Origin of the sequence: Psychrobacillus sp. INOP01, from assembly GCF_018140925.1 — a bacterium.
GTDB lineage: Bacteria > Bacillota > Bacilli > Bacillales_A > Planococcaceae > Psychrobacillus.
Map to the genome: position 1 here is coordinate 505,612 of NZ_CP073315.1, position 26,701 is coordinate 532,312.

Sequence of the window (26,701 nt, forward strand, 5' to 3'; positions counted from 1 at the left end):
TAGTACTGCTTTTTGGAAGAAGAGAAGAAAACTCTTTCCTACCCATCGGAAAAGCGCCAGAAGATACAATTTTGTTCGCTCCCCTTCTTCTTTATTGGGTAAAAACTAACTATTCTTTGTAACTCCAATATTTTAAAATAAACCTACATTGGACTAAATCCTAATGTTCAGTACTACTCACTTTATTTATTGGAGTGAAAGGCGGCAACTCCAGCGGGATGAGTGAGACAGATGAGCTATCACAACGGACGCGTGAGCTACGGTGATAGCTCATGCTCACCCCGCGGAAAGTGTCCGCCTAAAACGAAAATCTGCAAGAATATTTAATAGAACCTACTCTTAAAATACTAGGAACACTTGGTTCATAGCACAGGATGGTTCACTACAATTACTAAAACTAATACTTAATCTTAGCGATAGGATGGTTCTAAATTTATTCTTGAGTACTACCCAAATTATTGATTGGAGTGAAAGGCGGAGACTCCAGCGGGATGAGTGAGCTACGGTGATAGCTCATCGCTCACCCCGCGGAAAGCGTCCGCCTGAAACGGAAATCTGTAGTAATATTGCTCTCTTTAAAAAAAGTTGTACAAATTACTCTCAATTAGAGTAATTTATACAACTTTTTTAGTTAAGCTTCTAACATAATCGTGACTGGACCATCGTTCGTAAACGTGACGTCCATCATAGCACCAAATACGCCAGTTTCTACTTGCAGACCTTTTGCTTGTAGTTTCTCATTGAAGAGTTCCCATAAAGGTTTTGCAATATCTGGTCTCGCCGCATCGGTAAAGCTAGGTCTTCTGCCTTTTCTAGTATCGGCATATAAAGTAAATTGAGATACGGACAAAATACTTCCCCGAACTTGTTCGATGGAGTGATTCATTTTACCATCCGTATCCTCAAATAAGCGTAGTCCAACAACTTTTTCCACTAGATAATTTATTTCTTTTTCGGTATCCGTTGTAGTAATACCAACTAACAATAAATAGCCGTTGTCTATCTTTCCAGTGACTTGTCCATCCACTGTCACACTTGCATTTTTACATCTTTGAAGCAATACTTTCATGAAAAGAAAACTCCTTTTTACTAAGGCACTGCTAATTTTTTATAATAACAGCACTTTAATTTATAATTCGTTGTACAGAATATATATCCGGCAATTGCTTTATACGATCTGCTATCCTGTTTAGGTGAGCAGTGTTTGAAATTAGAATAGTTAAATGAATGATAGCAATATCATTTTCTGATTTACCGGTTACAGCAGCGATATTAGTTTTAGATTCATTTACTACTTGTAAAACTTCATTCAACAAGCCCGATCGATCATATGCGGATACTTCTATATCCACTTGGTACTCTTTTTTAGTTGGAGAATCATATTTTACCCATTCTACTTCAATGATCCGAGAATTTGTGACATCGTTGCGTACATTTGGACAATCTGATCGATGGACTGATACTCCACGTCCTTTTGTGATAAATCCAACTATATCATCACCTGGAACAGGGCTACAGCAACGCGATAAGCGGATGAGCATATTCTCAATTCCCTTAACGAACACGCCTGATTCTGTAGTTTTGTTGACTATTGGAGTCTGCATTTCGGTTGTTATTTTCTCTAATGCTTCTTCCTGATCTCGAATCTTCCGCATTTTTTCTGCTAAGCGATTCACCACTTGCTGCGCGGTAATGCCATTAAAGCCTACAGCTGCATATAAGTCTTCTTCTCCTGTAAATGCATACTTATCACATACACGCTTAATATTTTCAGTAGTTAATACTTCTTTTATATCAAAGTCTTGTGACTTAATTTCTTTCTCTATTTGTTCTTTTCCTTTAATAACATTCTCATCACGCAACTGTTTCTTAAAGAACTGTTTGATTTTATTTTTTGCTTGAGATGATTGAGCTATTTTAATCCAGTCTCTACTAGGACCAAATGATTGTTTGGAAGTCAGCACTTCAATGATATCGCCTGTTTTTAGTTTCGTATCAAGTGGAACCATTTTACCATTAACTTTTGCACCAATTGTTTTATTGCCAACTTCTGAATGTACCCGGTAAGCAAAATCTATTGGAACAGAGCTTGCCGGAAGTTCTACCACATCTCCTTTAGGCGTGAAAACATAGACCATATCGGAAAATAGATCGAATTTTAAGGATTCCATAAACTCTTCTGCATTCGAAGATTCATGCTGATATTCTAAAATTTCTCTAAACCAATTCAGTTGAGAATCAATCGTTTTTTTATCCGCTTCTACTTTTTTACCTTCCTTATAAGCCCAGTGTGCAGCGACACCGAATTCTGCAATATTATGCATTTCTTCCGTGCGAATTTGAACCTCTAAAGGCTCTCCATTTGGACCTATAACAGTTGTATGCAGCGATTGATATAGATTTTGTTTAGGCATGGCTATATAATCTTTGAAACGACCAGGCATCGGTTTCCAAAGCGTATGAATGACACCTAGGACGGCATAACAATCTTTAATGCTGTCTACTATGATTCGCATTGCCAGTAAATCATAAATTTCGTTAAATTGTTTGTTCTGGACGACCATTTTACGATAAATACTATAAATATGCTTAGGACGACCAGAGATATCAGCTTCAACTTCCATTTCAACTAACTGTTTTCGTATATCTTCCATTACATTATTTAAATAGGATTCACGTTCTGTACGTTTTTTCTTCATAAAATTAACAATTCGATAATATTGTTGAGGGTTTAAGTATCGTAATGCAGTATCTTCTAACTCCCATTTGACAGCAGAGATACCTAGTCGATGAGCAAGTGGTGCAAATATTTCTAATGTCTCATTGGAGATTCTACGTTGTTTTTCTTCTGGTAGATGTTTTAATGTACGCATATTATGTAAGCGGTCCGCGAGCTTAATAAGAATAATACGTATATCCTGCGCCATTGCTATAAACATTTTCCGATGGTTTTCCGCTTGCTGTTCTTCTTTTGACATGTACTTAATCTTACCTAGTTTAGTAACTCCTTCTACTAACAGAGCTACTTCCTCGTTAAATTGCTTAACTATATCTTCACGGGTATATTCTGTATCTTCTACGACATCATGTAAAAAACCAGCAGCAACGGTTTCTGGATCCATTTGAAGATCAGCAAGAATACCAGCTACTTGAATAGGATGTAGAATATAAGGTTCACCCGAATTTCGGAATTGTTCTCTATGTGCATGCTCTGCTAGTTCATAGGCTTTTTTCACAAAGTTCACATGTTCCTCATTCATATAAGTAGAGAGTGTTTCAAACACATCTTCTGCCGTCTTCACTTGATCTTTAGCCATGCCAACTCACCTGATTTCATTTTATATTTCTAAAATAGTATATAAACTACATTGTATAAAAAAAAAGAGGGACTTGTAAAGTCCACCCTAAATAAGCTTGCTAATTACAAGCATTTATTCACACAATGATCAATATTGCATCAGTGTGCAAATATCATAGTTTTCTAATTTGTTGCGTCCTTCTAAGTATGTAAGTTCTATTAAGAATGCACAACCTACCACTACTCCACCCATTTCTTCTACTAATCGAATAGTAGCATCAATAGTGCCACCTGTCGCTAAAAGATCATCGACGATTAACACACGTTGTCCTGGTTTAACAGCGTCTTTGTGCATTGTTAAAACATCTTTACCATACTCTAAGCCGTATTCAGCACGAACCACTTCACGAGGAAGCTTGCCTTCTTTACGTACTGGTGCAAAACCAATTCCAAGTGCATAAGCAACCGGACATCCAGTGATAAATCCACGTGCTTCTGGTCCTACAATAAGTTCAGCATCAACTTTTTTTGCATATTCTACAATTTGGTCTGTCGCATACTTATATGCTTCGCCATTATCCATAATTGTTGTAATATCTTTAAAACTTATACCTGGTTTTGGCCAATTTTCTACTGTTGTTACATATTGCTTTAAATCCATATTTGCTCCTCCTCAGGAACGGTTTGTACTGCTTTTCGCTCTTCAAACCATTGTTTCAACTCTATATACGGGGCGTATAATAATCTTTGTTCAAGTTCCATCTGTTTCTCTCTATGCTTATATGATGGTGCCTCAGATAAATCTTTTTTTGCTGGACTTTCATTAAGCACCAACATCCCATTGTCTATTCTAACAAAACTTAGTTCAAAAAACACCTTCGACATAAAATTAAATGTATTTGGACTCCAACCGGTATGCTTAGATAATTCGTGAATATGCTGTTTCAATGCAAATGTTTTTCTTTTTGCTAGGAAAGAGAAATACCATTTAAATTGATCTCTCGTCGGTAATCCCTCAAAATAGGAAGATTCATTCGTATAAAAGTGTGCGTATATCCGTTTCCAAGAATGATATTGCATTAATTTAATCAGAGATTGCTCGTCTCCAGGTAAATCCAATAGTACAACATATTGTGCTTGGATAGACTGTTCTACCAATTCACTCATCAAATAGATTTTATTGTCGATTGTAGAACTGAAATGCTTAATCGTCATTTCATTAAAAGCAACATATACTGTATCTTTTTCAGGAATAAGTGATTTCCAACGATTTACTTGTCGGATTCCTCTAATATCAAAAAGCTGCCATTCATCTGTTTTTATATCCTGTATCATTAACTGTGGCTTTTTACGTCCATTCCATTCATTGATCTGTAAATCTCCAATAAAAGATAGTTGGGTTGTTGGGGCTATCTCGTCTGCTAGTTGCCCTTTTCCAAATCCTATCGCATCTAATAAGACAGCACCTTGTTTCAATTCCATTTTCAAATGATTTTGCGCAGAGCCAATTTTTCGAACGCTCGAAACCTCTACATTTTCAATGCAGTAAACTGGTTTTGCAAAGTCCATACCAAACGGAGCTAGTTTTTTTAGGGATTCAATGGAATCTGTAGATATTTCATCCATCTCAAGCGGCACATCAATAGATACAATAGGTATCAACTGTTCTTCTGTTAAACTTGTTTTGGCTTGTTCATTGAGTCTAACACGAAACTCATCTACATTTTCTAAAGCCAATGTCATACCTGCAGCCATAGGATGTCCACCAAAATGAGGGACAATATCTTGGTTCTCTGCAAGCTCTTTATACATATGGAATCCCTCGATACTGCGAGCGGAACCTTTTGCAATATTTTTTTCTTCATCAAAACCTAATACAATAGCAGGTCTATAGTATTTTTCGACTAGCTTAGAAGCAACAATACCTAGCACACCTGGATTCCAGCCTACCTTCCCTACTACAATGACACTTGGTCCCTCCCCGGGTGGAAATTGCTCTAGTTGCTCCATTGCTTCATCTGTAATTTGCTTGACGATTGCTTGACGCTCTTTATTTTTTTCATTGAGCATATTTGCCAATGCCAGTGCTTGGTTAGGATTTTCTGTCAAGAACAAATCTACACCAGGTGCTGCTTCTCCTAGTCTTCCTACCGCATTAATCCGTGGACCAAACATAAATCCAACCGTCTCTTCATCGATTGAACGTAGCTCTACTCCGCTAACGTTTGCTAATGCCTCTATCGCTACAGAATCTGTATGTTGCATTTGTTTTAACCCTTGTTGGACTAAATAACGATTCTCCCCTGTCAATGAAACAAGATCCGCTATTGTACCAATCGCAACTAAGTAAAAGAACTCCTTTGGAATTTCCCCAAGTAATGCATGAGCTACTTTAAACGCCACACCTACTCCTGCTAAATATGGAAATGGATAGGTTGTATCTTTTAAGCCTGGGTGAATAATAATATCAGCCATTGGCAAACTCTCACCAGGTTCATGGTGGTCTGTCACAATTACGCCCATCCCTAACCCCTTCGCAAACTCAATAGGTTTTAAACCAGAAATACCGTTGTCAACAGTAATGATTAGTTTCACGCCTTCATCATAGGCTTCTTGAAACAAACGTTCACTTGGTCCATAGCCATCTATAAATCTATTTGGAATCTTATAGATGACATCAGCACCTAGTGACTCTAGAGTCTTAACCATGATAGTTGTGCTCGTAATACCGTCCGCATCGTAATCTCCGTAAACCATAATACGTTCTCCTGCATCAACTGATTGATGCACCTGAGAAACTAACGCTTCCATGCCTGGAAGTAAAAAAGGATTATGTAGTTGTTGTTCCGTTACATTTAAAAATGATTTCGCATCCTCTACATGCTCAAATCCTCTAGATGCCAATACTTTTGCACAAACTCTCGGAATTGAAAGCTCTTTTTCTAGCATTTCTACTACTTGTATATTAGGCCTTGAAACTTGCCATTTTTTTTGAGATTGAATCATTTTATTCACTTCCTTGTAATCTATTATACCTTAACATAAGTTGAAACGTTGTTAAAAACCAGTTTTTCCTAGTACACTTTCCTCTCTCCCAATAAAAAACCTTCTGACAATGTCAAAAGGTTTCGTCCTTAAATAGTTGAATTCTCATCTTTTACTGTTACTGGCTTATCAAAAAATTCTACTGGTTTTTCTTTATACGCAACTACCTCATTTTGTAAAACACCAATGGTAGCCTCTTTCTTTTCAAGCTCTTTCTCCAAGTGTTTAACTTTCCGGGATAACATAAATGACCGATAAATTGCTACAGAACCACTTAGTAGTGCCCCTAATAGTGCTGAGCCCAAGATAACAAGGATAAGTGGCCATTGTGCTGTTCCAAACACATAATTAACTGGAACAGTATCTACATTGTAAATAGCAAATAAAGCGATAATAATAGCGAATAGCAAACCAAATAATAATGACCATTGAAATTTCATCATGTCACTCCTTTTCTTATTAGTATAGAAAAAAATGGAACAGAGTATATGTTGTTATACCCTGCTCCATATTATACTTAAACATTAAACGACTGGCTCATCAGAACCCCATTTTTTCTCTTCTTTTTTCACTTCAATACCACCATTTTTACGCATTTCTTTCACTTTCAAATCAAACCAAATTTGTGCTGCAATGTAAATGGAAGAATACGTTCCGGCTAATAACCCGATTAATAAAGCGATAGAGAAGTTACGAATTCCTTCTGCTCCAAATAACAATAGAGCTACAACTACTAAAATAACGGTAAGAACTGTATTGACAGAACGACCTAATGTTTGTCGTAGTGATTTATTTACAATCGTTGCCAGTTCATCTTCTGATGTAATCTTAGCACTACGATGTAGGTTTTCTCGAATACGGTCAAATGTTACAATCGTATCATTTATAGAGTAACCGACAATCGTTAATACTGCTGCGATAAACGTAATATCTACTTCTAACCGTAGAATACTAAATACGGTAACCATTAAGAATGCATCATGTAGCAGCGAAACGATTGATGCAAGACCCATTCTCCATTCGAAACGGAAAGCAACATAAATAACTATTCCAAGAGCAGCAAACATTAATGCTTTTAATGCATTTTTCACAAGCTCTTTTCCTACAGTATCAGAAACGGTGCTTACTGCAGGTTCAACACCAAATTGTTCAGTCATTTCTGTTTTTAGTGTTTTAACTTCTTCTTGTGTAAAGTCATCTTTGTATCTGACTACTGCACTATTCCCGTTTTCTCCAGAAATTACTATGTCATCTGAAGGCAATCCAATGCTTTCGATTTTCTCAGTAACAATTGCTTGAGTTAACGGCTGAGTAGACTCTATTTGAACACGTGTTCCAGAAGAAAAATCAATACCTAGATTCAACTTGAACACACTCAAGATAATAATTCCCGCAATCGTCAGTGTGATAGAAGCAATATAGAAGATTTTACGACTATGAACAAAATCAAAACGATCGAATTTTGTTGTTAAGTCAAGAGTATCTACCTCTTCTTCTGGAGCGTGCATTCTTTTCTTCGGAATACCAAACCAACCTGGTTTATTATCGAAGTAACCACTATGAACAAGTAGCCCAAGTAAAATACGCGAAGCCCATACTGCTGTGATGAAAATAACTAATATACTTATGATTAACAGTGTAGCAAATCCTTTTACAGAACTTGTACCGAAGAAGAATAATACCGCCGCTGCTAATAATGTTGTAATATTTGCATCGAAAATTGCAGTAAAGGATTCTTTCGCTCCTGCATCAAATGCTTTCTTCACTGATTTACCAACACGTAATTCTTCTCTCACTCGCTCATAGGTTAGGATATTTGCATCTACTGCCATACCTACCCCTAGAACAATTGCCGCGATTCCTGGAAGTGTTAATACACCATTAATCCAATCAAAAATAACTAAGATTAAGAAAATATATACCACTAAAGATAAAACCGCAATAACACCAGGTAAACGATAATATCCAATCATAAAGATGAAAATTGCCGCAATACCAATAATACTAGCTAAAATAGTACTCTTTAATGCTTCTTCCCCAAATTGTGCACCTACTGAGGTAGAGTATATTTCTTCTAATTCAACTGGAAGAGCACCTGCATTTAAAATTCCCGATAAATGTTTTGTTTCATCAACTGTAAATGCACCGGAAATTTCTACGCTATCTGAGTTTATACGCTGAGAAACTCGTGGAGCTGAAGTGAATTTTTGTTCTTCAACAGGCTTCAATGCTTCCTCTTTGTATGAATCCACACCTTCTTCAAAGTCTAACCAAATAACTAGAACATTGTCCGGTGCTGGTTTAGCAGCTATTTCTGAAGTAATTTCTGCAAATTTATTTGCATCTTTTAATTCTAATGTAACGATAGGTTGTCCTTGTTGATCAAAAGCTGCCTTAGCTCCACTTTCCTTCAAGTCCATCCCGTCTAGCATTATATTATCATTGGAATCTCGGAATGTTAAATTCGCTTGTGTAGAAAGTAACTCTCTGGCAGAACTCTGATCATCCACACCAGCAAGTTGTACTCGAATTCGGTTGCCATCTTCAATTTGAATACTAGGTTCACTTACACCTAATACGTCAATACGACTCGTAAGTGCTGAAGCAGTATCCGCCACAACATCTTCCGTTATTTCTTGCCCATCCTTTAATTCATTTACTTGATAAAGAACCTCAAAACCACCTTGAAGATCTAGACCGAGTTTAATATTGTTCAATACGCCTGTAACTGTGGGACTGATTGTACCTGCAAAAATAACGAGTAGCAATAAAAACGCAACTATGCGTCCTCTAGTTTTCATATGTAGATTTCCTCCTCAAAAAAAAAGCAACAAGTTTATTATGAAACACGTTGCTCTCACTGTCAAATAACCATGCACTTATTTTTCTTCGAAACCAGGGTTTAATAACAATTGCAACTCATCTTGATTAATTTCAGAAAACCAATTAGATGTTCGTTGATTTTCAATTTGTTCAAACGTCATAAATTCTGCTGGAGAAATGGTGAGAATATCATTAATGATTTGATATAAAGGCAAGGAAGCTATATCTTTTTTTCTCCATTTTTTGGTCACACAAAATTTCCAAATGTCCTTTTCCGTAACCGTATTGTATTGATAAACGACAAACTCATTTCTCTTACTTTCTATAGCTGGTAGTACGTGCGTAAAAATAGCTTCATAATTATTTTCCATAATATCGCACCTCTTTTAAAGAATAATGTACCAAGCAATATGCATATTGTTATTGTATACGAAGTTCCTGTATTTGAGAAGGAAGTGTTTAGTTGTCAACATTTTTAAAAGGGTCTATTTTGTTAATGATTTCAATTTTTTTATCTAAGTTTTTAGGGTTTATTTATCGTATGCAGTTTGTTCGCTTAACTGGTGAAGAAACAGTTGGGATATATATGACTGCCTATCCAGCTTTTATCTTTTTTCTTTCTTTGGTACAACTTGGTATTCCAATTGCAATGGCTAAAATTATTGCGGAACTACGCGCAAGAAGTGCGACATCGGACTATTTCTCAGTTATGCGAACCTCTGTTATCGTTACGGTTGTTTCCATCTTACTTTTCACGCCACTTTTTATCTTTGTAACTCCATATATTTCAGGTAGTCTATTAAAAAATGATGCAATCACTATGACATTATATGTATCTATCGCAATCGTTCCAATTGCTGCAGCTGGAGGAATATTGAAAGGTTTTTTCCAAGGAATAGCACGATTAGAAGAAACAGCAGTTGCACAATTAATGGAGCAAATCGTTCGCATTATTTTAATAAGTTTTCTACTTCCTTTCTTTTTAACTGCTGCTACTCCACAAGAAGCCGCTGCATATGCGATGGTCTTAGCTCTAATCGCTGAACTTGTAGCACTACTATACTTAAAATGGAAGTATGACAGATGGAAAGCAAAACAAACTTATAACAAAACATCAAAAGGATATCCACTTTCTCCACTTTTCGCAATTGCATTACCGTCTTCAGGAAGTCGACTTTTCGGATCCTTCACATGGTTTTTGGAGCCGATTATCTTTATCAAGGCTTTAGCTATTACAGGAATTACTGCCGTTGCAGCTACTACACTTTATGGAGTTATTTCAGGTGTTTTAGTTCCTTTGTTATTGTTCCCATCTTTCATCCCATACGCACTTTCTATTGTCCTAATACCAGCAGTTAGTGATGCATTTGCACGGAAAAATTTCAAGCTATTAAAAGAAAGAATTCACCTTTCTCTAAAATTCTCCACGTTAACGGGCTGTTATGCAGCTACACTGTTTTACCTACATGGTGGTGAGCTAGTAGAAAAGCTATTTCATGTAGAGAATGCAACGGTTTATATGAAAATTCTGTCGCCTATTTTTTTCTTTTATTATATCCAAAGCCCTTTGTTTTCTATTTTGCAGGCCTTAAATAATTCAAAAGCTGCCTTTCTCAATTCCCTATATGGTGGTGTAGGAAAACTATTGCTACTATTTTTCCTTGCTTCTCAAGCAACTATTCAAGAAAAAGGTGCTATTGTTGCGATTGGATTTGGAGTATTGATTACTTCTTTTTTACATATCGCTTCTTTAAAGGAAAAAAAAGAAGCACAAATTGGCTTCTCATTCTTTGTAATTCCTTATGCTGTCTTTTTATTAACTATCATCTCAAGACCATTAATACTTTCTATTGGAAGTCGTCCTTTACTAATTGATTGTCTATTGACTATGCTATATTTAACAGTTGCTTTAGTACTTTTTAGACAGATTAAACGAAAAGAGCTAAGCGTCATTTTCAAGATTGCAAAAACATCTAAAAACAGATTTTGAGAAATCACTGCTAAAAAGAAGTCTTTAGCTGAATATATAGTACTTCGTTTTCATAGCTACAGTAAAATATTTTTTTATAGTTCATGATTTGCTTTTGCTCTAGTTCTTGTATCAACCACTTTTCATTTTTACCAATGTGCTCTAGATGTCTTTGTTGTATATCGCCATCGATGATGAGAGGAAAAACGTATTGTTCTCCTTCTTTTTTAAAGACAGATAAGTTCCCTGATGGCTCCAAAAAAGCATAGGAGACAGACTGAATCGAACCAATCTGTTGTTCTCGTAGTTGTTGAAGCAGGTCATCTAAATTATAACGTTGTTTTCTCATCTCTCTTTCAATGATAATCCCATTTCTGATTAGTATAGAAGGCTCGCCTTCCATCACATCACGAAACTTTTTGCTTTTTAAAGAAAAGTAGGATACTCCAATCTGAATGAGAAACAATATAATCACTGGAACAATTGCATGGATAAAGCTACTGTGAGGATCGTCCAATGAAAATGCTGCGACCTCCGCTATCAAAAGAAAGACAACTAAGTCGAAAATACTTAGCTCGCCGACTTCTCTTTTCCCCATCAGACGAAGAATTAACAAAATAAACCAATACAAAATAAATGTCCGAATCATAATTATGAGTAAATCTTGCACATAATCACCTCATAATTACCTTGCCCAAAGAAAAAGAACTTACTCATAAAATGAATAAGTTCTTTTTCTTATGTATCTTAGTTTAGATAATCAGTCTCGGATCTAATTAGTGTACTACGAAGTTATGTAGTTTGTTCCAGCGCCTATCTGAGTCGCAAATGTTCAAAGACTTTTCATAGGCGCTTTCACATTTCATTATTACTTAGTTTCTGACACTACTCGTCCTACTGCTACGCGCTCGAATTGTAAACGAGTGCCATCTGCAACGGTAACGAAGATAGTTTGATCATCTACTGCATCTACCTTAGCGTGTAACCCGCCTACAGTGATGATATCGTCGCCACGTTTAATATTGTTTTGCATTTGAGCTGTGTTTTTTTGGCGCTTTTGTGCTGGTCGAATAATGAAGAACCACATTACTGCGAACATAGCAATAATTGGCAACAAACCTACTAATGTATCCATGTATTTATTTCCCCCCTTTTATCTCTTTACCTAGTATACAAGAATCAGAAGTTTTTTGCATTTGGTTTGTTATACCCATATTCTTCAAAAAATTCTTCTTTAAAATCAAGTAGACGATCTTCACGTATTGCTTGTCTTACATTTTCCATTAATTTCATTAGGAAATGCAGGTTATGGTAAGACGCTAGACGTAAACCAAATGTTTCATCCGCTTTGAATAAGTGGCGAATATATGCACGTGAATAATTTTTACATGTGTAACAATCGCATTTTTCATCGATAGGTCCAAAATCGCGAGCGAACTTAGCGCCTTTAATAACTAGACGACCTTGATGAGTAAAGAATGTACCATTGCGTGCAATACGTGTTGGTAATACACAGTCAAACATGTCTACACCTCGAATAGCACCATCTATTAATGAGTCAGGTGAACCAACTCCCATTAAATAACGAGGCTTATTTTCAGGCATCATTGGTGTTGTAAAATCAAGTACACGATTCATCACATCTTTTGGTTCACCAACAGATAATCCTCCAATTGCATATCCAGGAAAATCAAGAGAAACTAAATCCTGTGCAGATTGACGGCGTAATTCTTCAAATTCTCCACCTTGGATGATTCCAAATAGCCCTTGTTTATCTGTATTTGTATGAGCGGTTAAACAACGCTCTGCCCAACGCGATGTACGTTCTACAGACGCTTTCATATATTCAAAAGATGCGGGATAAGGTGGACATTCATCAAATGCCATCATAATATCAGAGCCTAAATCATTTTGAATTTCCATCGACTTTTCAGGACTTAGGAATAATTTATCCCCGTTGAGGTGATTACGAAAATGAACACCTTCCTCTTCAATTTTACGCATATCACTCAAACTAAATACTTGGAATCCTCCAGAATCTGTAAGAATTGCACGATCCCAGTTCATAAATTTATGAAGTCCGCCTGCTTCACGAATAATTTCGTTTCCTGGACGAAGCCATAAATGATAGGTATTGCTAAGAATTATACCAGCATTCATCTCTTTGATCTCTTCTGGAGCCATTGTTTTTACAGTTGCTTGTGTACCTACTGGCATAAATGCAGGTGTTTCAAAAGATCCATGAGGTGTGTGTACAACACCTAATCGAGCACCCGTTTGTTTGTCTTTTTTTATAAGTTCATACGTAATTGCTGTCATTTAATAATTCCTTCCTTTTATAAACATTGCATCTCCAAAACTGAAAAAGCGATACTTTAAGTCAACTGCTTCTTTATAGGCACGGAGTATAAACTCTCTAGAAGTAAGTGCACTAACAAGCATTACTAAGGTAGATTTAGGTAAATGGAAATTTGTAATCATTCCATCTATACACTTAAATTCATAACCTGGATATATAAATATCGAAGTCCAACCACTGTCTGCTTGAAGTTGTCCATCAAATTTTGTTGCCACTGTTTCCAATGTTCTTGTAGAGGTAGTTCCAACTGCAACAACTTTTCCTCCCGAGGCTTTCACCTGGTTAATAATATCTGCTGTTTCCTGTGTAATCCGATAAAACTCAGAATGCATTTCATGATCATCAATAGAATCTACACTAACGGGGCGGAAAGTTCCAAGTCCAACATGTAATGTCACAAACGTTATTTTAACACCTTTTAGTCGAATGTCGTCTAATAATGCATCTGTGAAATGTAGCCCGGCTGTTGGAGCCGCTGCAGAACCTTGCTCTTTTGCATAGACTGTTTGATATCGATCTTTATTTTCCAGTTTTTCATGAATATATGGGGGAAGCGGCATTTCTCCTAATTGGTCTAATACTTCAAAAAATACTCCCGCATATTCAAAACGAAAAATTCGCCCACCATGATCTTTTATACCTGTACAGACAGCCTTCAACAATCCTTCACCAAATGTAATTTCTGTGCCTATTTTGACTCGTTTTGCAGGTTTCACAAGTGTCTCCCACTGATCCCCTTCTATTTGTGTCAATAAAAGAACTTCTACATTGGCTCCAGTTTCTTCTTTCATACCCATCAAACGAGCAGGCATTACCTTCGTATCGTTCAACACAAGGCAATCTCCTTCATTTAATTCGTCTAGTATTCCCTTGAAGTGAGTGTGTGTATACGACTGTTTTTCAAAATCAGCTATTAATAGCTTACTGCTCGTTCTGTCCAAAAGTGGTGTTTGGGCGATTAGTTCTTCCGGTAATTCAAAATCAAAATCTTCTACTCTCATATATAGGACATCCTTTTTTATTCATTTCTTTCCACTGGCAATGAAATCCCGAAATGTTCATAAGCAAGTGGTGTAACAATTCTTCCTCTAGGGGAACGTTGGATAAAACCAATTTGTAGTAGGTACGGTTCATATACATCTTCAATCGTAGCAGACTCTTCTCCAATACTTGCTGCAATGGTATCTAAGCCGACAGGACCACCTCTAAATCGTTCAATCATGGACATAATTAGTTTATGGTCAATATGATCTAATCCACGAGGATCTACTTGAAGCAGCTCCAATGCCTCTTTAGCAATATTAACCGAGATATGCCCATTTCCGCGAACCTGTGCATAGTCTCGTACTCTTTTTAACAAGCGGTTAGCGATACGGGGAGTACCTCTCGACCTTCTAGCGATCTCTCCAGCAGATTCATGGTCAATGGATGCATTAAACAACTCTGCACTTCGAACAACAATCGAGGTTAATGCATCTTCATCATAGTAATCTAGCCGCAGCAAGACTCCAAAACGATCACGTAAAGGTGCAGATAATGCACCAGCTCTAGTAGTGGCACCTATTAAGGTAAATGGTGGTAAGTCAAGACGCACACTTCTAGCGGCAGGTCCTTTTCCTACAACGATATCCAAGCAAAAGTCCTCCATTGCAGGATAAAGAACCTCCTCGATGGATCGATTCAACCGATGAATTTCGTCTATGAATAATACATCTCCAGGCTCCAAAGAACTAACAATTGCCGCTAAATCACCGGGACGCTCGATAGCTGGACCACTTGTCATTCGAATTTGTACGTCCATTTCATTTGCAATTACAGCAGCTAGTGTAGTTTTACCAAGTCCAGGAGGTCCGTATAAAAGACAGTGATCTAAACTTTCACTTCTCATTTTAGCTGCTTCGATAAAAATTTCTAAATTATGTTTAATTTTATCTTGCCCAATATATTGCTGAAGAAACTGAGGACGAAGTGATTGCTCGAAAGGTTCGTCAAAATTGGAAATTTCGCTTGAAATGACACGTTCATCCATACTTAGAATCTCCTTTCTTTTGTTTATTTACCTGAAAATAATAATTGTAAAGCTTTCTTCATAAATTGATCGGTTGTTTGAAGTCCAGCCTCAGCTTTAAGTAGTGGGCGAATTTTAGCTAATTCTCTTTCCGAATATCCTAATGCTGTTAACGCGAGCATTGCTTCTTCTAGTTCATGATCAGCTTCCCCATTATCGAATAAGTTAGGTTCATCATCTTCGAATTCTAGCTGTTCAAAATCTATTAAATCATTTAATTTTCCTTTTAAATCTAATATCATTTGGCGAGCAGTTTTCTTTCCTACTCCAGGGAATTTCACTAAAAATGTTTCATCTTCCCTTTCGATTGCTTGAATGACGTGTGTAGGCTCTCCACTAGCTAATATAGCCAAAGCACCCTTTGGGCCAATACCTGAAACTAAAATGAGCTTACGAAATAATTCCCTCTGCGCAAGGCTGGGAAATCCCATTAGCTGCTCTGCATCCTCTCGGACATGAAAGTGCGTATATACTTGGACCATTTCCTCACTTTTTCTGAAGGCGAATGGATTTGGTGTAAAGAGTTGATAACCTATTCCCTGCTGTTCTACTACCACATACTCTGGTGTGACCCGAGTTACTTGTCCTTTTATGTAATCATACATCCTTTAAATCCCTCACAATTCATACTGTTATTATAGCATAACAAACAAAGAAGGCCGCTCAAATCCCGAGCGACCAACTCCTAAATAGAACGATTATAGTTTACTTAAAGTATAGCATAAATTAGGCCATTCTGTTAGTGCTTTATTCGTATAAGGTATTAACTGATCGATAAATTTCTGTTTACGCTCATCGGGTAATGAATACGCGTACAACCATTCACGGTATAGCTCATTTGGATACATCATCGCTTCCTTATATCGTCGAACCACTTTTTCAAGATGCGGAAATTCTTGGAGAAGCAACAGAATATCATAGTCTAATTCCGGAAGGACCCGATGCATCCATAATATATTTTCCATTTCTCTTGGACCTATCACAGCCAAATCAAAATCAATTATTTTATAATCGGAACTATCTGATAAAAAATTATGATGAACAACATCTCCATGCAGTAAGGTACGTTTTTCCATATTAAATGGTTTCATATTTCGTAATGCAACATCACCACAAAGCAATAGTAGTTTTGTCTGATTACATCCTATATGTGACTCGATGAAAAATGAGATTTCATTCATCTTCCATTTCCTGTTCTGCCATTTAGAGATAAGATTAAAAGAATAAAATAAATTACTGTCTTCCCAGTCAACTATGCGATTGGTATCATGAATTTGATTTAGGAGAGAATAGATTGCTTTTCTGTCTTCTTTCAAACGATAGGAAACCGTATGCGTCCCTTTATACCATGGTTGGATTATAAAATCCTCTTGTGTCGATTCAATAATTGGAAGTATAAATGGTTTGTCGATGGATTCTAGCTCTTTATGAATAAGACGAATTTTTTCTGCCTGTTCAATGGTCGGATATTTTTTTACTGAAAATACGCCGTTTTCATTTTTCCATTTCCATACATTTTTCTTAATCTGCCGAATATACGTACTCACGTTTTAATAATGATGATAGGGATAGGGAGGACATGGGTATACAGGAACATAACATATCTGTACACAAGGAAATCCTCCGTAGTCTGCTTGGTGATGCATGTATGGAAATTGTTGAAATGGTGGGCACGGATACATTGTCGGGAATGTAGGTGAAGCTTCGAACATAGGTGAAGCTTCTTCCGATATCGGGCTTGTTAGCTGTGGTGTTGGTTGAATAGGTATTGGTTGGACAGGCGGCGGTGTTGGTTGCGGTGCTGGTGTTTTATCAACGTTTATATCATAATTCTCAATATGGTTATGAATGTGAATAGACGTAGACTCCATCAATCTCCAGCCTTGGGGAGACGGGGTCATATCAATGTCAGGGACAGGCATCATTTGAATTGGGAATGTATAGGATGGCTGGGTTTGCGGCTTTTGTTGTTGCTTTGGTGGTTGTGCCTTGGGTTGTTGTGGCTGTTGATACGTAGGAGCCACTGGTTGCATCGGTTGCGGCATCGGCACTACTGGCACTACTGGTGGTACTTGTTGCATCTTCGTTTTATCAGAAATTTTCACTTCCTCCTTTTTCATCATTTCTTTTTTGACCATTTCTTTCTTTACTGGTCGATTATCACTGTATGGATGTGTTGTCGATTCCATTTTTTTTGAATTTGGAATAAAAATCTTCATACCCGGCACGATATATTCCGGATTAGCGAGATGGGCATTAACTTTCTTTAATTCCTCAAAAGAAACACCATAATTTCTGGAAATTTTCCACAGAGTGTCCCCTTTTACAACAATATGAGTTTGCACTGCCTTCCTCCTTCCTTCTCCTTTAAATTATGTGTAACACCTTAAATTGGTCACAGATTTTAAACAAACAACCATCCCTTCATGATAAACTTATGAATAGGAACCAAGTCATTATGCAAGTTCGGAGGGGTTAATCATGAAAAAGTTAAAAGGTGAGGACCGTAGAAATTGGATTTTTTCCTATTTAAAGGAACAACATGCACCTGTGACAGGCACAGAGTTAGCAAAGCTCACCAATGTCAGCAGACAGGTGATTGTAAATGATATAACATTATTAAAAGCAACTAATGCCCCTATAATGTCTACTAGTCAAGGCTATATTGTACTACCTGATAAAGAAAGCACCCCATATGTTCAAAGACGAGTAGCATGCAATCATCAATCCATTCATTCAGAGGATGAGCTATTAGCTTTTGTTGATGCTGGGGTCACTGTAGAGAACGTTACCATTGAACACCCTGTTTACGGGGAAATCACTTCCTCTATCATGGTCTCTAATCGACATGACGTAGAAATGTTTTTAAAGAAAGTGCGAGATACGGACGCTCCATTTTTATTGGAGCTTACTGCCGGAATTCATTTGCATTTATTGTCCGCACCAACCGAAGAAATTTTAAATAGAGCTATCAGTGCAATTAGAGAAAAAGGTTATTTGATGGAAGGATAATTTTTAAGTTCAAAACCTGGTTCTATCGTTTTCGAAGGGCTTTGAACAGAACTTTTGCTATATGATTACCGAGTGATTTTTTTGAAATGTTGGTCATGACTGGAGTCACGACCAGCCTTTCTTTTTTCGGTAATCTTATGACGTTGGTATGTCCGTCACCCTCCTACAACTCTTAGAAGCAGGTTAATGCATTTTTGAATAACTAGAGATAAGATCCTTTCTTATAAATAGAGGAAGCTCTCGAAGATGCAATTTCGTTCGCTATTTCTCTTCTTTATTTAGAGAACACTTACTATTTCTTTTTATTTCCACTAGTAGTATAAAAGAAAATATACTTTCTTCATCCTCATAACAGAATAGTATCTCAAATTCAGCAGACGGTTTTATCACTATATTAACTTTGACTACTATTATTATCTTAGCGGTAGGCTATGCTAAATCTTCTTGTTGGGTACTACTCACTTAATTGATTGCAGTGGAAGCTGGCGACTCCAGCGGAATAAGCGAGAAAGTCGAGACCCCGGAGGGAAGAAGCGTAGCGCCGCCCGAGGAGGCTCGGCCTCGCCCGCGGAAAGCGTCCACGTGAAACGGAAATCAGTAGCATTTTCATTCTTTCAAGTACCCCGTACCCAATGCTTATAGTACTTTTTCATTTACACTGTTAATAAAAAAACGAAGCGAATCCATTTATGAACGGATTGCTTCGTTTTTTGTTTCGTATGTATAATACGAGCCTAATGATTTTACGCCACAGCCAAGAGCCTTTAACTCTTCTAATGCACCGATCATCATTGGCTTTTTTTCGTCTTCTAGAACATCCATGATAAAGAAATATTGCCCTAAACCTGTTTTTAATGGTCTAGACTCAATTTTACTTAAATTGAGCTGTCTCCATGCAAATACAGAAAGCACCTGATGTAAGGCTCCAGAGCGATCATCTTTAGGTAATGTGATCATTACCGTTGTTTTCACTTGGTCTGTATGACCATCTCGATCGATACAATGATTCTTTTTAGAAATCACAAAAAAGCGTGTGTGATTAAAATGAAAATCATGTATATTTTGTTCAACAATTTTCAAACCATATTCCGATGCGGCTGAAGTATTTCCAATCGCGGCGATACATAAATCTTCGTTTTCAGAAACGTATTTTGCTGCCGCTGCGGTTGAAGATGATTGTTCTAATGGTACTTTTCCAAATCGGTAATACAAATATTTGTGGCATTGCGCCAAAGCATGTGGATGGGAGTATACGGTTGTCATTTCTTCCCATCGTTCCGCATTACTTGGATGGACCATCAAATGCTGCTCGATTGGAGATAGAAGCTCTGCAATTACGTAAAGCTCTGCCTCATGGAATAAATAATCTATCGTTAACGGAACTGTGCCCTCTAATGCATTTTCCAGAGGAACTACCGCTATATCTACTTCTCCAGTAGCAACAGCTTCAATACATTCAGGTATAGTACGAATTGGCACTAACAAATCTTGTTGAAATAATGATTTCGCCGCTAAATGTGTAAAAGAAGCTTCTGGCCCTAGAAAAGCAACTTGTTTGGTTGTCATAAAAAGCCTCCTTTATTGGTTAGCTCCAGCGCCCTCCCCCTCGGTGTCAATTAACCTAACCCCAATGAATACAAGAACGACTTCTTTGGGGAAAGAACATTTGCATGTCGGAGGCAGGTCATACAGTCGTTGCAAAATATTTTTAATTTGCGACGAGCTTTGCGCAGGAGCACCAGGACGACGCGTACTTAGACTGTACCCATCTATAGTCGCTGGCGCTTCTCTTATAAAGCGCCAGAGCTGATTACTTCTGCAGATTCGACAAAGTCCAGTCGCTTCATTTCATTTATAAATTCATCTAATTCCTTGTTCATCGCTGTTACATCAAGTGATAATGTTACACTAGCTCTTCCTTGAATCGGTATCGTTTGATGGATTGTCAACACATTACATGTAGAGTCAGCCACCAATTGCAATAGCCTAGCAAGTGTTCCTTCTCTATCTTCTAATTGTAGAAAGACAGTTAAAATTCGTTCTTGAACGATCGAATGGAATGGAAAAACCGCATCACGATATTTATAAAAAGCACTTCGAGATAAATCTACCTCTTTTACTGCATCCCAAATCGAAGTTACCTTCCCAGATTGCAGGAGGTGTTTTGCTTCCAAGGTTTTTTGCATTGCCTCTGTCAGCACGTCCTCCCGTACTAAAAAAAATCTCTGGCTTGTCACATCTTTCATGCGGTTCCCTACTTTCTTCTATTCGATAAACTCAAATTCAAATTTCAATAATCGTACTGTATCCCCATCTTTAGCTCCACGTTGACGTAGGGCATCATCAATTCCCATTCCGCGTAGTTGTCTAGAGAATCTACGGATAGAGTCTTCTCTACTGAAGTCAGTCATTTTAAATAATCTCTCTACTGATCCACCAGAAAGTACGAATGCCCCATCGTCATCTCTTGAAATAGTGAAGTCGTCTGGTTTAGCTTGATACTTGTACATAACAGAGGTTTCTGTTTCTTCTTCCACTAATTCCTCTAATGGGAATTCTGGTGCAACCTCTAACATGTCTGCTACAGCAAATAATAACTCTTGTAAACCCTGACGAGAAATTGCTGAAATCGGGAATACTTTTAAATCTGATCCGACTTTTTCTTTAAATTCTTTTAAGTTTTCTTCGGAATCTGGCATATCCATTTTATTGGCTACAATAATTTGTGGTCTTTCCGTCAAACGAAGATTGTATTGTTTTAGTTCTTCATTAATTGTTAAATAATCCTCGTAAGGATCGCGACCTTCCATACCAGACATATCGATGACATGTACGATTACACGCGTACGTTCAATATGACGTAAGAATTGATGACCAAGCCCTACTCCTTCATGTGCACCTTCGATTAGTCCTGGTAGATCCGCCATCGCAAAGCTGCGATGATCTTCTGTTTCCACCATTCCTAGGTTTGGTACAATTGTAGTAAAATGGTATGGAGCAATTTTAGGCTTAGCTGCTGATACAACTGAGAGTAGCGTTGATTTTCCAACGCTTGGGAATCCAACTAAACCGACGTCAGCTAGAACTTTTAGCTCTAACTCAACATTCAACTCGAAACCTGGCTCTCCTTTTTCAGAAAGCTCTGGAGCCGGATTTGCAGGCGTTGCGAAACGAGAGTTCCCTCTACCACCACGACCACCTCTTGCAATTACAGCTTTTTGACCATGCTCAACTAAATCAGCAATTACTTCCCCAGTTTCTTCATTTTTAACAACTGTACCCGGCGGAACTTTAATGATTAAATCGTCGGCATTGGCACCATGCATATTCTTACTACCACCATGAACTCCTCTATCCGCTTTAAAAATTCGCTTATAGCGGAAATCCATTAATGTACGTAGACCTTCTTCTACTTCGAAGATAACGTCGCCACCATTTCCTCCGTCCCCACCTGCAGGACCTCCTAAAGGAACATACTTCTCACGACGGAATCCAACCATACCATCTCCGCCGTCGCCACCTTTGACATATACTTTCACGTGATCAACAAACATTTATTTCACTCCAATCTTCCACTTGCAATTAGTTTTACTTTTATCGAATTGTTGGTTGCTTCTAATATTTCCAGCTGAAATAACCCTTCTGTTAGTTCATCCTGCCAGTTATTATTAGACCAATCTCCCCGAATATCTATTAGTATTTCCAAAAATTCATCTGAAATGATATGAAGTTTCAGTAACTGCTCTTGATATCCTCTAAAATGCGGGTAAATAGCTTGCACAAATCTATTTAGATAATCTATCAAAGCATCATCGTACTTATCTGCTTTTCTATTTAGAAGAGATGTTTGAACATCTAAAGTTAATTGATTATATTTAATACTAAATGTTTGTAGCCATTCATTTGTTTTATATAAGCCAATATTATTTAAATCAAAGAATTGATTGCATTTTTGGGAATACTTTTTTATCAAGGCCCTAACTTCCTCGGGCTTTCCCATATCTAAGTTCATCTGTAATAGATACATGTTATTTAAAAAATCATGCATTGTATGCCGAAGTACTTCATTTAAAGTAATCTCATTATGATCCATATCAGTATACACACCCCAACATTTACTATCTTCTCTAGTATAACAGGAATAGTTCTTTTATGCTTTTAGAGTATACCTTACTTTTATGAAATTTTTGAAATGAAAAAGGACTGCATAAATGCAGTCCTTTTATTATTCATTAAGCTTCTTGAGCTACAGGATATACACTTACTTTTTTCTTGTCGCGGCCGTAACGCTCAAAGCGCACTACACCGTCAACTTTCGCAAAAAGTGTGTCATCTCCCCCACGTCCAACGTTTTCACCTGGATGAATTTTAGTCCCGCGTTGACGGTATAAAATTGATCCACCTGATACGAATTGTCCGTCAGCACGTTTAGCGCCTAGACGTTTCGATTGAGAGTCACGACCATTACGAGTCGAACCTACTCCCTTTTTGGATGCGAAAAACTGAAGATTTAATTTTAACATATGTTCCACCTCCTACTTTTTGAAGGTTATTTTTATATACTTGGCATAATCTTGCTCAATTGTTTGTAAAGAAACAACCATCGCTTCTAAAATCAGCTGTATTTGAGCAGCCTTTTCCAGATTTGAAATGCTTGGAACCTCGACGTATAAATAGCCTCCGTCCCCTTTTTGCGCAAGTATGGGAGTAATTTCTGTAAGTGCGATCACAGCATTAACTGCACCAAAGGATACAGCGGAAGCTCCTGCACATACTAAATCTTTTCCATGTTCCGCAAAATCAGCATGGCCTTTCATCTCGAAAGAATGAATATGACCGGATTGGTCTTTTGTTATAGTCACTCTAATCATCTTATAAACTAATAGATTCTACTACTAATTTAGTGTATGGCTGTCTGTGACCTTGTTTTTTGTGATAGTTCTTTTTCGCTTTGTATTTGAAGACTGTAATTTTTTTAGCTTTGCCATTTTTTACAACTTTCGCTGTAACTGTAGCACCATCCACGAATGGAGCGCCAACTTTAACATCTTCTCCACCTACGAATAAAACTTTTTCAAAAGTTACAACTTCATCAGCATTAACATCTAATTTTTCAATGTAGATTTCTTGCCCTTGTTCAACTTTGATTTGTTTACCACCAGTTTCAATAATTGCGTACATACTTGCACCTCCTCTTAGACTAAGACTCGCCTTCCAAAAGGTGATTCGAAACTCGAATACTTGAACCTTTTCAGAGCGGTTGTAGCAACGGGTGCTGCTACAAACGATAACATTAAAATATTATCACACATAATATTCATAGTCAAGCGCTTTTCGTTATCCAATCAAATGCAAGCTTGTACTTACGAAATCTCCAGTAGGAAAAGTTTTGAAAGGCAAGAAACAAAAATATAAGCGTAAAAGCCAACCCTTTCGGAAAATAAAAACAACTTATCACAAAAATGATAACACAAATACATCCCGAAAAGCCGATCAGCTCCTCATACCTCTCTGGAAAAATAGAATGTATGATCCGTCCTCCGTCTAAAGGGAAGATTGGCAATAGATTTAAGCCTAAAATAAGATATTGAATCATGATAAATATATTAGCTTGAGGAAAATCTACGAGCATACCAAATAAGAGTAAAAGAAGCGTACTAAATGGCCCTCCTAAGATTACACACACCTGCATCGTTTTCGTAAGCTTAGAGAATTGCTCCATCTTAATTTCACCGCCATATGGTAAAATAATGCAAGATTGAATTTTTGCACCCATACATACTGCAACAAATAGATGGCCAAGTTCATGAGCCAACAACGAACCAAACACGAGTGCATACATAGCTATTTCCCCAGATAAATAAAAGAAAAGAAAAAAAGGAATCATTATAGGGTGTACACGAAATAGTTGTTTATTCATAGGTTACGGCAAGCCACTCAATCAGCTCATCCGTTTCCAACATCTCCCCTTCTTTTTCCACCTGAACATAAAGAATTTCGTTATCGATAGTGCCAAATATATCTCCCGCGTTTATAGTCGTATATGGCAATTGACGGAACTCATCTACAAAACCATATGTAGCTGTTTCTCCAGTATCATATAAAATAGACATCGTTTTACCAGTCTTCTTTCTATAACCAGTATAAATAATTAGTCCATCTTCAGACGCATACAGGTCTTGGGATTTATCAACTGATAGAACTGCACCGTCTTCTAAAGGCTGAATCGATTTATATTCGATTAATGGAGGATTAGATACTGGTGCACTAACACTGATTAATTCATCTGAACGAGTAATCCAAGCCACTACTTGTTTATATATTTCTGTTGGTTTTTGAGGTTCTAATAATAGGCTGGCATAATTGGTGGATAAAGTACTATTTCCTTCTAACTTTGATAATAAAACAAATGATAATACAAATATAAATGAAAGTACCCATTTTCTTTTCGAAAGCATAACATTCCCCCTAAGAAGAATATATGAAGGACAAAGTTGTTTAATGAATATGTACTTATTTTTTGAAGAGATTTTGAGGAAATAGATGATAGGTTCTTAACTTTATATGAAAAGCTTAAGTGACCCATTAAGTACAAAAACTGTTACGAATCGTTTTCGAATGGCTTTGGACAGACTAAGGCTATATCATTACCGGGAATCTTGAGGGGCGTGACTCAGTCACGACCCTCCTTTTTTTTCGGTGATCCTATGGCTTTTTTCTGTCCGTCGCCCCCCTTTAACTTTAAGAAACAGATTCATAAAGCTTTTCGGAAGAAGGGAAGTAATTCTTTCTTACTTGTTGAAGAAACGCCCGAAAATACAATTTCGGGCGCACTTACGTATGCTTACATTTTCACTTTCATTTCAGTACTATAATACTGCCTCGATCACTAATAATGTGGTAAATAAATGAATTAACCCCCTACAATTACTCACGTAAGCTTTCACTGTAATTTAGAAAAATGAGAGCATCCCTAATTCAATACCGATTACAAAATAGTATTTTCACTACAATAACTTAAACTAATCCTATCATCTTGACAATAGACTTTTCTAATCTTAATGTTGGATGCTGCTCTCTTAATCGATTGAAGTGGAAGGTGGCGACTCCAACGGGATTAGTGAGACAGATGAGCCATCACAACCGTACGCGAAGCGGCGGTGATGGCTCATCGCTCACCCCGTGGAAAGCGTCCACCTGAAACGAAAATCTGTGTATCTTTTATTTCTATAAATTACTACAGACACTGGGTTCTATGATAATTCTTCTTTTTTAATCAAAAAATAAACCGACTGCATCAAATTTCGGCAGTCGGTTTCATATATATTATTTAGAAAAAATAGATTTGATCTTAGAAAAAACACCTGTCTTAGGAAGGTCCATAGACATTAATGGTACTGATTCTCCCAAAATACGGCGAGCAATGTTACGGTATCCAAGTGCCGCTCTGTTAGCGGGATTCATAACGATAGGTTCACCTTTGTTAGAAGAAGTAATAACATTTTCATCATCCGCGATAATTCCTAATAAATCAATCGATAAGTGAGTAGTAATCTCATTTATATCCAGTGCATCTCCGTTATTCATCAAATGCTGACGAATTCGATTGATGATTAGCTTAGGTGGATCGATTGTTTCTTCTTGCTCAAGTAAACCAATAATACGATCTGCATCACGTACAGCTGAAATTTCGGGCGTAGTGACTACAATTGCTTTATCCGCACCAGCTATCGCATTTTTATAGCCCTGCTCAATACCAGCTGGGCAATCAATTAGTACATAATCATATTCACGTTTTAACTCTAAAACAAGTTCTTTCATTTGTTCTGGATTTACGGCATTTTTGTCCACAGTCTGAGCTGCTGGAAGTAGGTAAAGTCTATCCTCAAAGCGTTTATCTTTCACTAACGCTTGATGAATTTTACATCGACCTTCTATAACGTCTACTAAATCGTAGATAATTCTGTTTTCCAGACCGAGAACTACATCCAAATTACGCAATCCAATATCCGTATCCATTAAACAAACTTTTTTCCCTTGCAGGGCCAATGCAGTTCCAAGGTTAGCTGTTGTTGTCGTTTTACCGACACCACCTTTACCTGAAGTTATAACGATTGCTTCTCCCAC

Annotated in this window: 27 protein-coding genes and 1 other annotated feature; of the genes, 2 read left to right on the plus strand and 25 right to left on the minus strand. The window is 37.3% G+C overall.

Annotated elements, in window-relative coordinates; all coding sequences use genetic code 11:
* Positions 1–631 precede the first annotated feature (631 nt).
* The 7 genes from dtd to KD050_RS02640 all read right to left on the minus strand — a co-directional run bounded on the left by dtd (position 632) and on the right by KD050_RS02640 (position 9,537).
* Entirely contained in the window at positions 632–1,069 is a 438-nt protein-coding gene (gene dtd, locus KD050_RS02610; protein ID WP_211894714.1) for a D-aminoacyl-tRNA deacylase, read from the minus strand.
* Between the two features lie 55 nt (positions 1,070–1,124).
* The gene (locus KD050_RS02615; RefSeq protein ID WP_211894715.1) at positions 1,125–3,317 is read right to left on the minus strand and encodes a RelA/SpoT family protein; all 2,193 of its coding nucleotides are present in this window, start codon (positions 3,315–3,317) and stop codon (positions 1,125–1,127) included.
* A 129-nt stretch (positions 3,318–3,446) separates the two neighbouring features.
* Positions 3,447–3,959, minus strand: coding sequence for an adenine phosphoribosyltransferase (locus tag KD050_RS02620; RefSeq protein WP_211894716.1), 513 nt, complete (start codon positions 3,957–3,959; stop codon positions 3,447–3,449).
* Positions 3,950–6,304 (minus strand): single-stranded-DNA-specific exonuclease RecJ, encoded by a 2,355-nt coding sequence (recJ, locus tag KD050_RS02625; protein ID WP_211894717.1) that lies wholly within the window; start codon positions 6,302–6,304, stop codon positions 3,950–3,952. The genes KD050_RS02620 and recJ overlap by 10 nt, the downstream gene beginning before the upstream one ends.
* Before the next feature lie 128 nt (positions 6,305–6,432).
* Positions 6,433–6,783 carry a LapA family protein gene (locus tag KD050_RS02630; protein WP_211894718.1) on the minus strand — a complete coding sequence of 117 codons (351 nt, stop codon included), beginning with the start codon at positions 6,781–6,783 and terminating at the stop codon, positions 6,433–6,435.
* Positions 6,784–6,867: 84 nt separating this feature from the next.
* A complete protein-coding gene (secDF, locus tag KD050_RS02635; RefSeq protein WP_211894719.1) occupies positions 6,868–9,144 on the minus strand; it encodes a protein translocase subunit SecDF in 2,277 nt (758 codons plus the stop codon).
* 78 nt (positions 9,145–9,222) lie between these two features.
* Entirely contained in the window at positions 9,223–9,537 is a 315-nt protein-coding gene (locus KD050_RS02640; RefSeq protein WP_211894720.1) for a post-transcriptional regulator, read from the minus strand.
* Between the two features lie 92 nt (positions 9,538–9,629).
* Here KD050_RS02640 and KD050_RS02645 point away from each other — a divergent pair, with 92 nt between their 5' ends.
* On the plus strand, positions 9,630–11,156 hold the full coding sequence (locus KD050_RS02645; RefSeq protein ID WP_211894721.1) for a putative polysaccharide biosynthesis protein: 1,527 nt from the start codon (positions 9,630–9,632) through the stop codon (positions 11,154–11,156).
* A 10-nt stretch (positions 11,157–11,166) separates the two neighbouring features.
* On the opposite strand, the gene KD050_RS02650 is transcribed toward KD050_RS02645, so the two are convergent.
* From KD050_RS02650 to safA, 8 genes are all read right to left on the minus strand, one after another.
* Positions 11,167–11,805 (minus strand): DUF421 domain-containing protein, encoded by a 639-nt coding sequence (locus tag KD050_RS02650; RefSeq protein WP_211894722.1) that lies wholly within the window; start codon positions 11,803–11,805, stop codon positions 11,167–11,169.
* Between the two features lie 198 nt (positions 11,806–12,003).
* A complete protein-coding gene (yajC, locus tag KD050_RS02655; RefSeq protein WP_211894723.1) occupies positions 12,004–12,270 on the minus strand; it encodes a preprotein translocase subunit YajC in 267 nt (88 codons plus the stop codon).
* 44 nt (positions 12,271–12,314) lie between these two features.
* Positions 12,315–13,454 (minus strand): tRNA guanosine(34) transglycosylase Tgt, encoded by a 1,140-nt coding sequence (gene tgt / locus KD050_RS02660; protein WP_211894724.1) that lies wholly within the window; start codon positions 13,452–13,454, stop codon positions 12,315–12,317.
* Positions 13,455–14,495: a tRNA preQ1(34) S-adenosylmethionine ribosyltransferase-isomerase QueA gene (gene queA, locus KD050_RS02665; RefSeq protein ID WP_211894725.1), complete on the minus strand. Its 1,041-nt coding sequence runs from the start codon at positions 14,493–14,495 to the stop codon at positions 13,455–13,457. It lies immediately after the preceding gene.
* A 17-nt stretch (positions 14,496–14,512) separates the two neighbouring features.
* Complete coding sequence (gene ruvB, locus KD050_RS02670; RefSeq protein ID WP_211894726.1) at positions 14,513–15,523, minus strand: Holliday junction branch migration DNA helicase RuvB; 1,011 nt, start codon at positions 15,521–15,523, stop codon at positions 14,513–14,515.
* 23 nt (positions 15,524–15,546) lie between these two features.
* Positions 15,547–16,167, minus strand: a complete 621-nt coding sequence (gene ruvA / locus KD050_RS02675; RefSeq protein WP_211894727.1) for a Holliday junction branch migration protein RuvA — start codon at positions 16,165–16,167, stop codon at positions 15,547–15,549.
* Positions 16,168–16,260: 93 nt separating this feature from the next.
* Positions 16,261–17,109, minus strand: coding sequence for a phosphotransferase (locus KD050_RS02680; protein ID WP_211894728.1), 849 nt, complete (start codon positions 17,107–17,109; stop codon positions 16,261–16,263).
* A 3-nt stretch (positions 17,110–17,112) separates the two neighbouring features.
* A complete protein-coding gene (safA, locus tag KD050_RS02685; RefSeq protein ID WP_211894729.1) occupies positions 17,113–17,907 on the minus strand; it encodes a SafA/ExsA family spore coat assembly protein in 795 nt (264 codons plus the stop codon).
* Between the two features lie 136 nt (positions 17,908–18,043).
* Between safA and KD050_RS02690 the strand changes: the two genes are divergently transcribed.
* Complete coding sequence (locus KD050_RS02690; protein ID WP_211894730.1) at positions 18,044–18,574, plus strand: transcription repressor NadR; 531 nt, start codon at positions 18,044–18,046, stop codon at positions 18,572–18,574.
* Between the two features lie 687 nt (positions 18,575–19,261).
* Here KD050_RS02690 and pheA read toward each other — a convergent pair.
* The 10 genes from pheA to minD all read right to left on the minus strand — a co-directional run bounded on the left by pheA (position 19,262) and on the right by minD (position 26,701).
* Positions 19,262–20,140, minus strand: a complete 879-nt coding sequence (gene pheA / locus KD050_RS02695; RefSeq protein ID WP_211894731.1) for a prephenate dehydratase — start codon at positions 20,138–20,140, stop codon at positions 19,262–19,264.
* Between the two features lie 224 nt (positions 20,141–20,364).
* Positions 20,365–20,820: an ACT domain-containing protein gene (locus tag KD050_RS02700; protein ID WP_211894732.1), complete on the minus strand. Its 456-nt coding sequence runs from the start codon at positions 20,818–20,820 to the stop codon at positions 20,365–20,367.
* Positions 20,821–20,838: 18 nt separating this feature from the next.
* On the minus strand, positions 20,839–22,128 hold the full coding sequence (gene obgE / locus KD050_RS02705; protein ID WP_211894733.1) for a GTPase ObgE: 1,290 nt from the start codon (positions 22,126–22,128) through the stop codon (positions 20,839–20,841).
* A 5-nt stretch (positions 22,129–22,133) separates the two neighbouring features.
* Positions 22,134–22,667 carry a Spo0B domain-containing protein gene (locus KD050_RS02710; RefSeq protein ID WP_211894734.1) on the minus strand — a complete coding sequence of 178 codons (534 nt, stop codon included), beginning with the start codon at positions 22,665–22,667 and terminating at the stop codon, positions 22,134–22,136.
* Between the two features lie 139 nt (positions 22,668–22,806).
* On the minus strand, positions 22,807–23,097 hold the full coding sequence (rpmA, locus tag KD050_RS02715) for a 50S ribosomal protein L27 (RefSeq protein ID WP_211894735.1): 291 nt from the start codon (positions 23,095–23,097) through the stop codon (positions 22,807–22,809).
* A gap of 12 nt (positions 23,098–23,109) precedes the next feature.
* Positions 23,110–23,445: a ribosomal-processing cysteine protease Prp gene (locus KD050_RS02720; RefSeq protein ID WP_211894736.1), complete on the minus strand. Its 336-nt coding sequence runs from the start codon at positions 23,443–23,445 to the stop codon at positions 23,110–23,112.
* Position 23,446: 1 nt separating this feature from the next.
* The gene (gene rplU / locus KD050_RS02725) at positions 23,447–23,755 is read right to left on the minus strand and encodes a 50S ribosomal protein L21 (RefSeq protein WP_211894737.1); all 309 of its coding nucleotides are present in this window, start codon (positions 23,753–23,755) and stop codon (positions 23,447–23,449) included.
* A 12-nt stretch (positions 23,756–23,767) separates the two neighbouring features.
* Positions 23,768–23,846, minus strand: a sequence feature (ribosomal protein L21 leader region).
* 51 nt (positions 23,847–23,897) lie between these two features.
* Complete coding sequence (locus tag KD050_RS02730; protein WP_211894738.1) at positions 23,898–24,416, minus strand: site-2 protease family protein; 519 nt, start codon at positions 24,414–24,416, stop codon at positions 23,898–23,900.
* A gap of 70 nt (positions 24,417–24,486) precedes the next feature.
* On the minus strand, positions 24,487–25,032 hold the full coding sequence (locus tag KD050_RS02735; protein ID WP_211894739.1) for a hypothetical protein: 546 nt from the start codon (positions 25,030–25,032) through the stop codon (positions 24,487–24,489).
* An 868-nt stretch (positions 25,033–25,900) separates the two neighbouring features.
* The gene (gene minD, locus KD050_RS02740) at positions 25,901–26,701 is read right to left on the minus strand and encodes a septum site-determining protein MinD (protein ID WP_211894740.1); all 801 of its coding nucleotides are present in this window, start codon (positions 26,699–26,701) and stop codon (positions 25,901–25,903) included.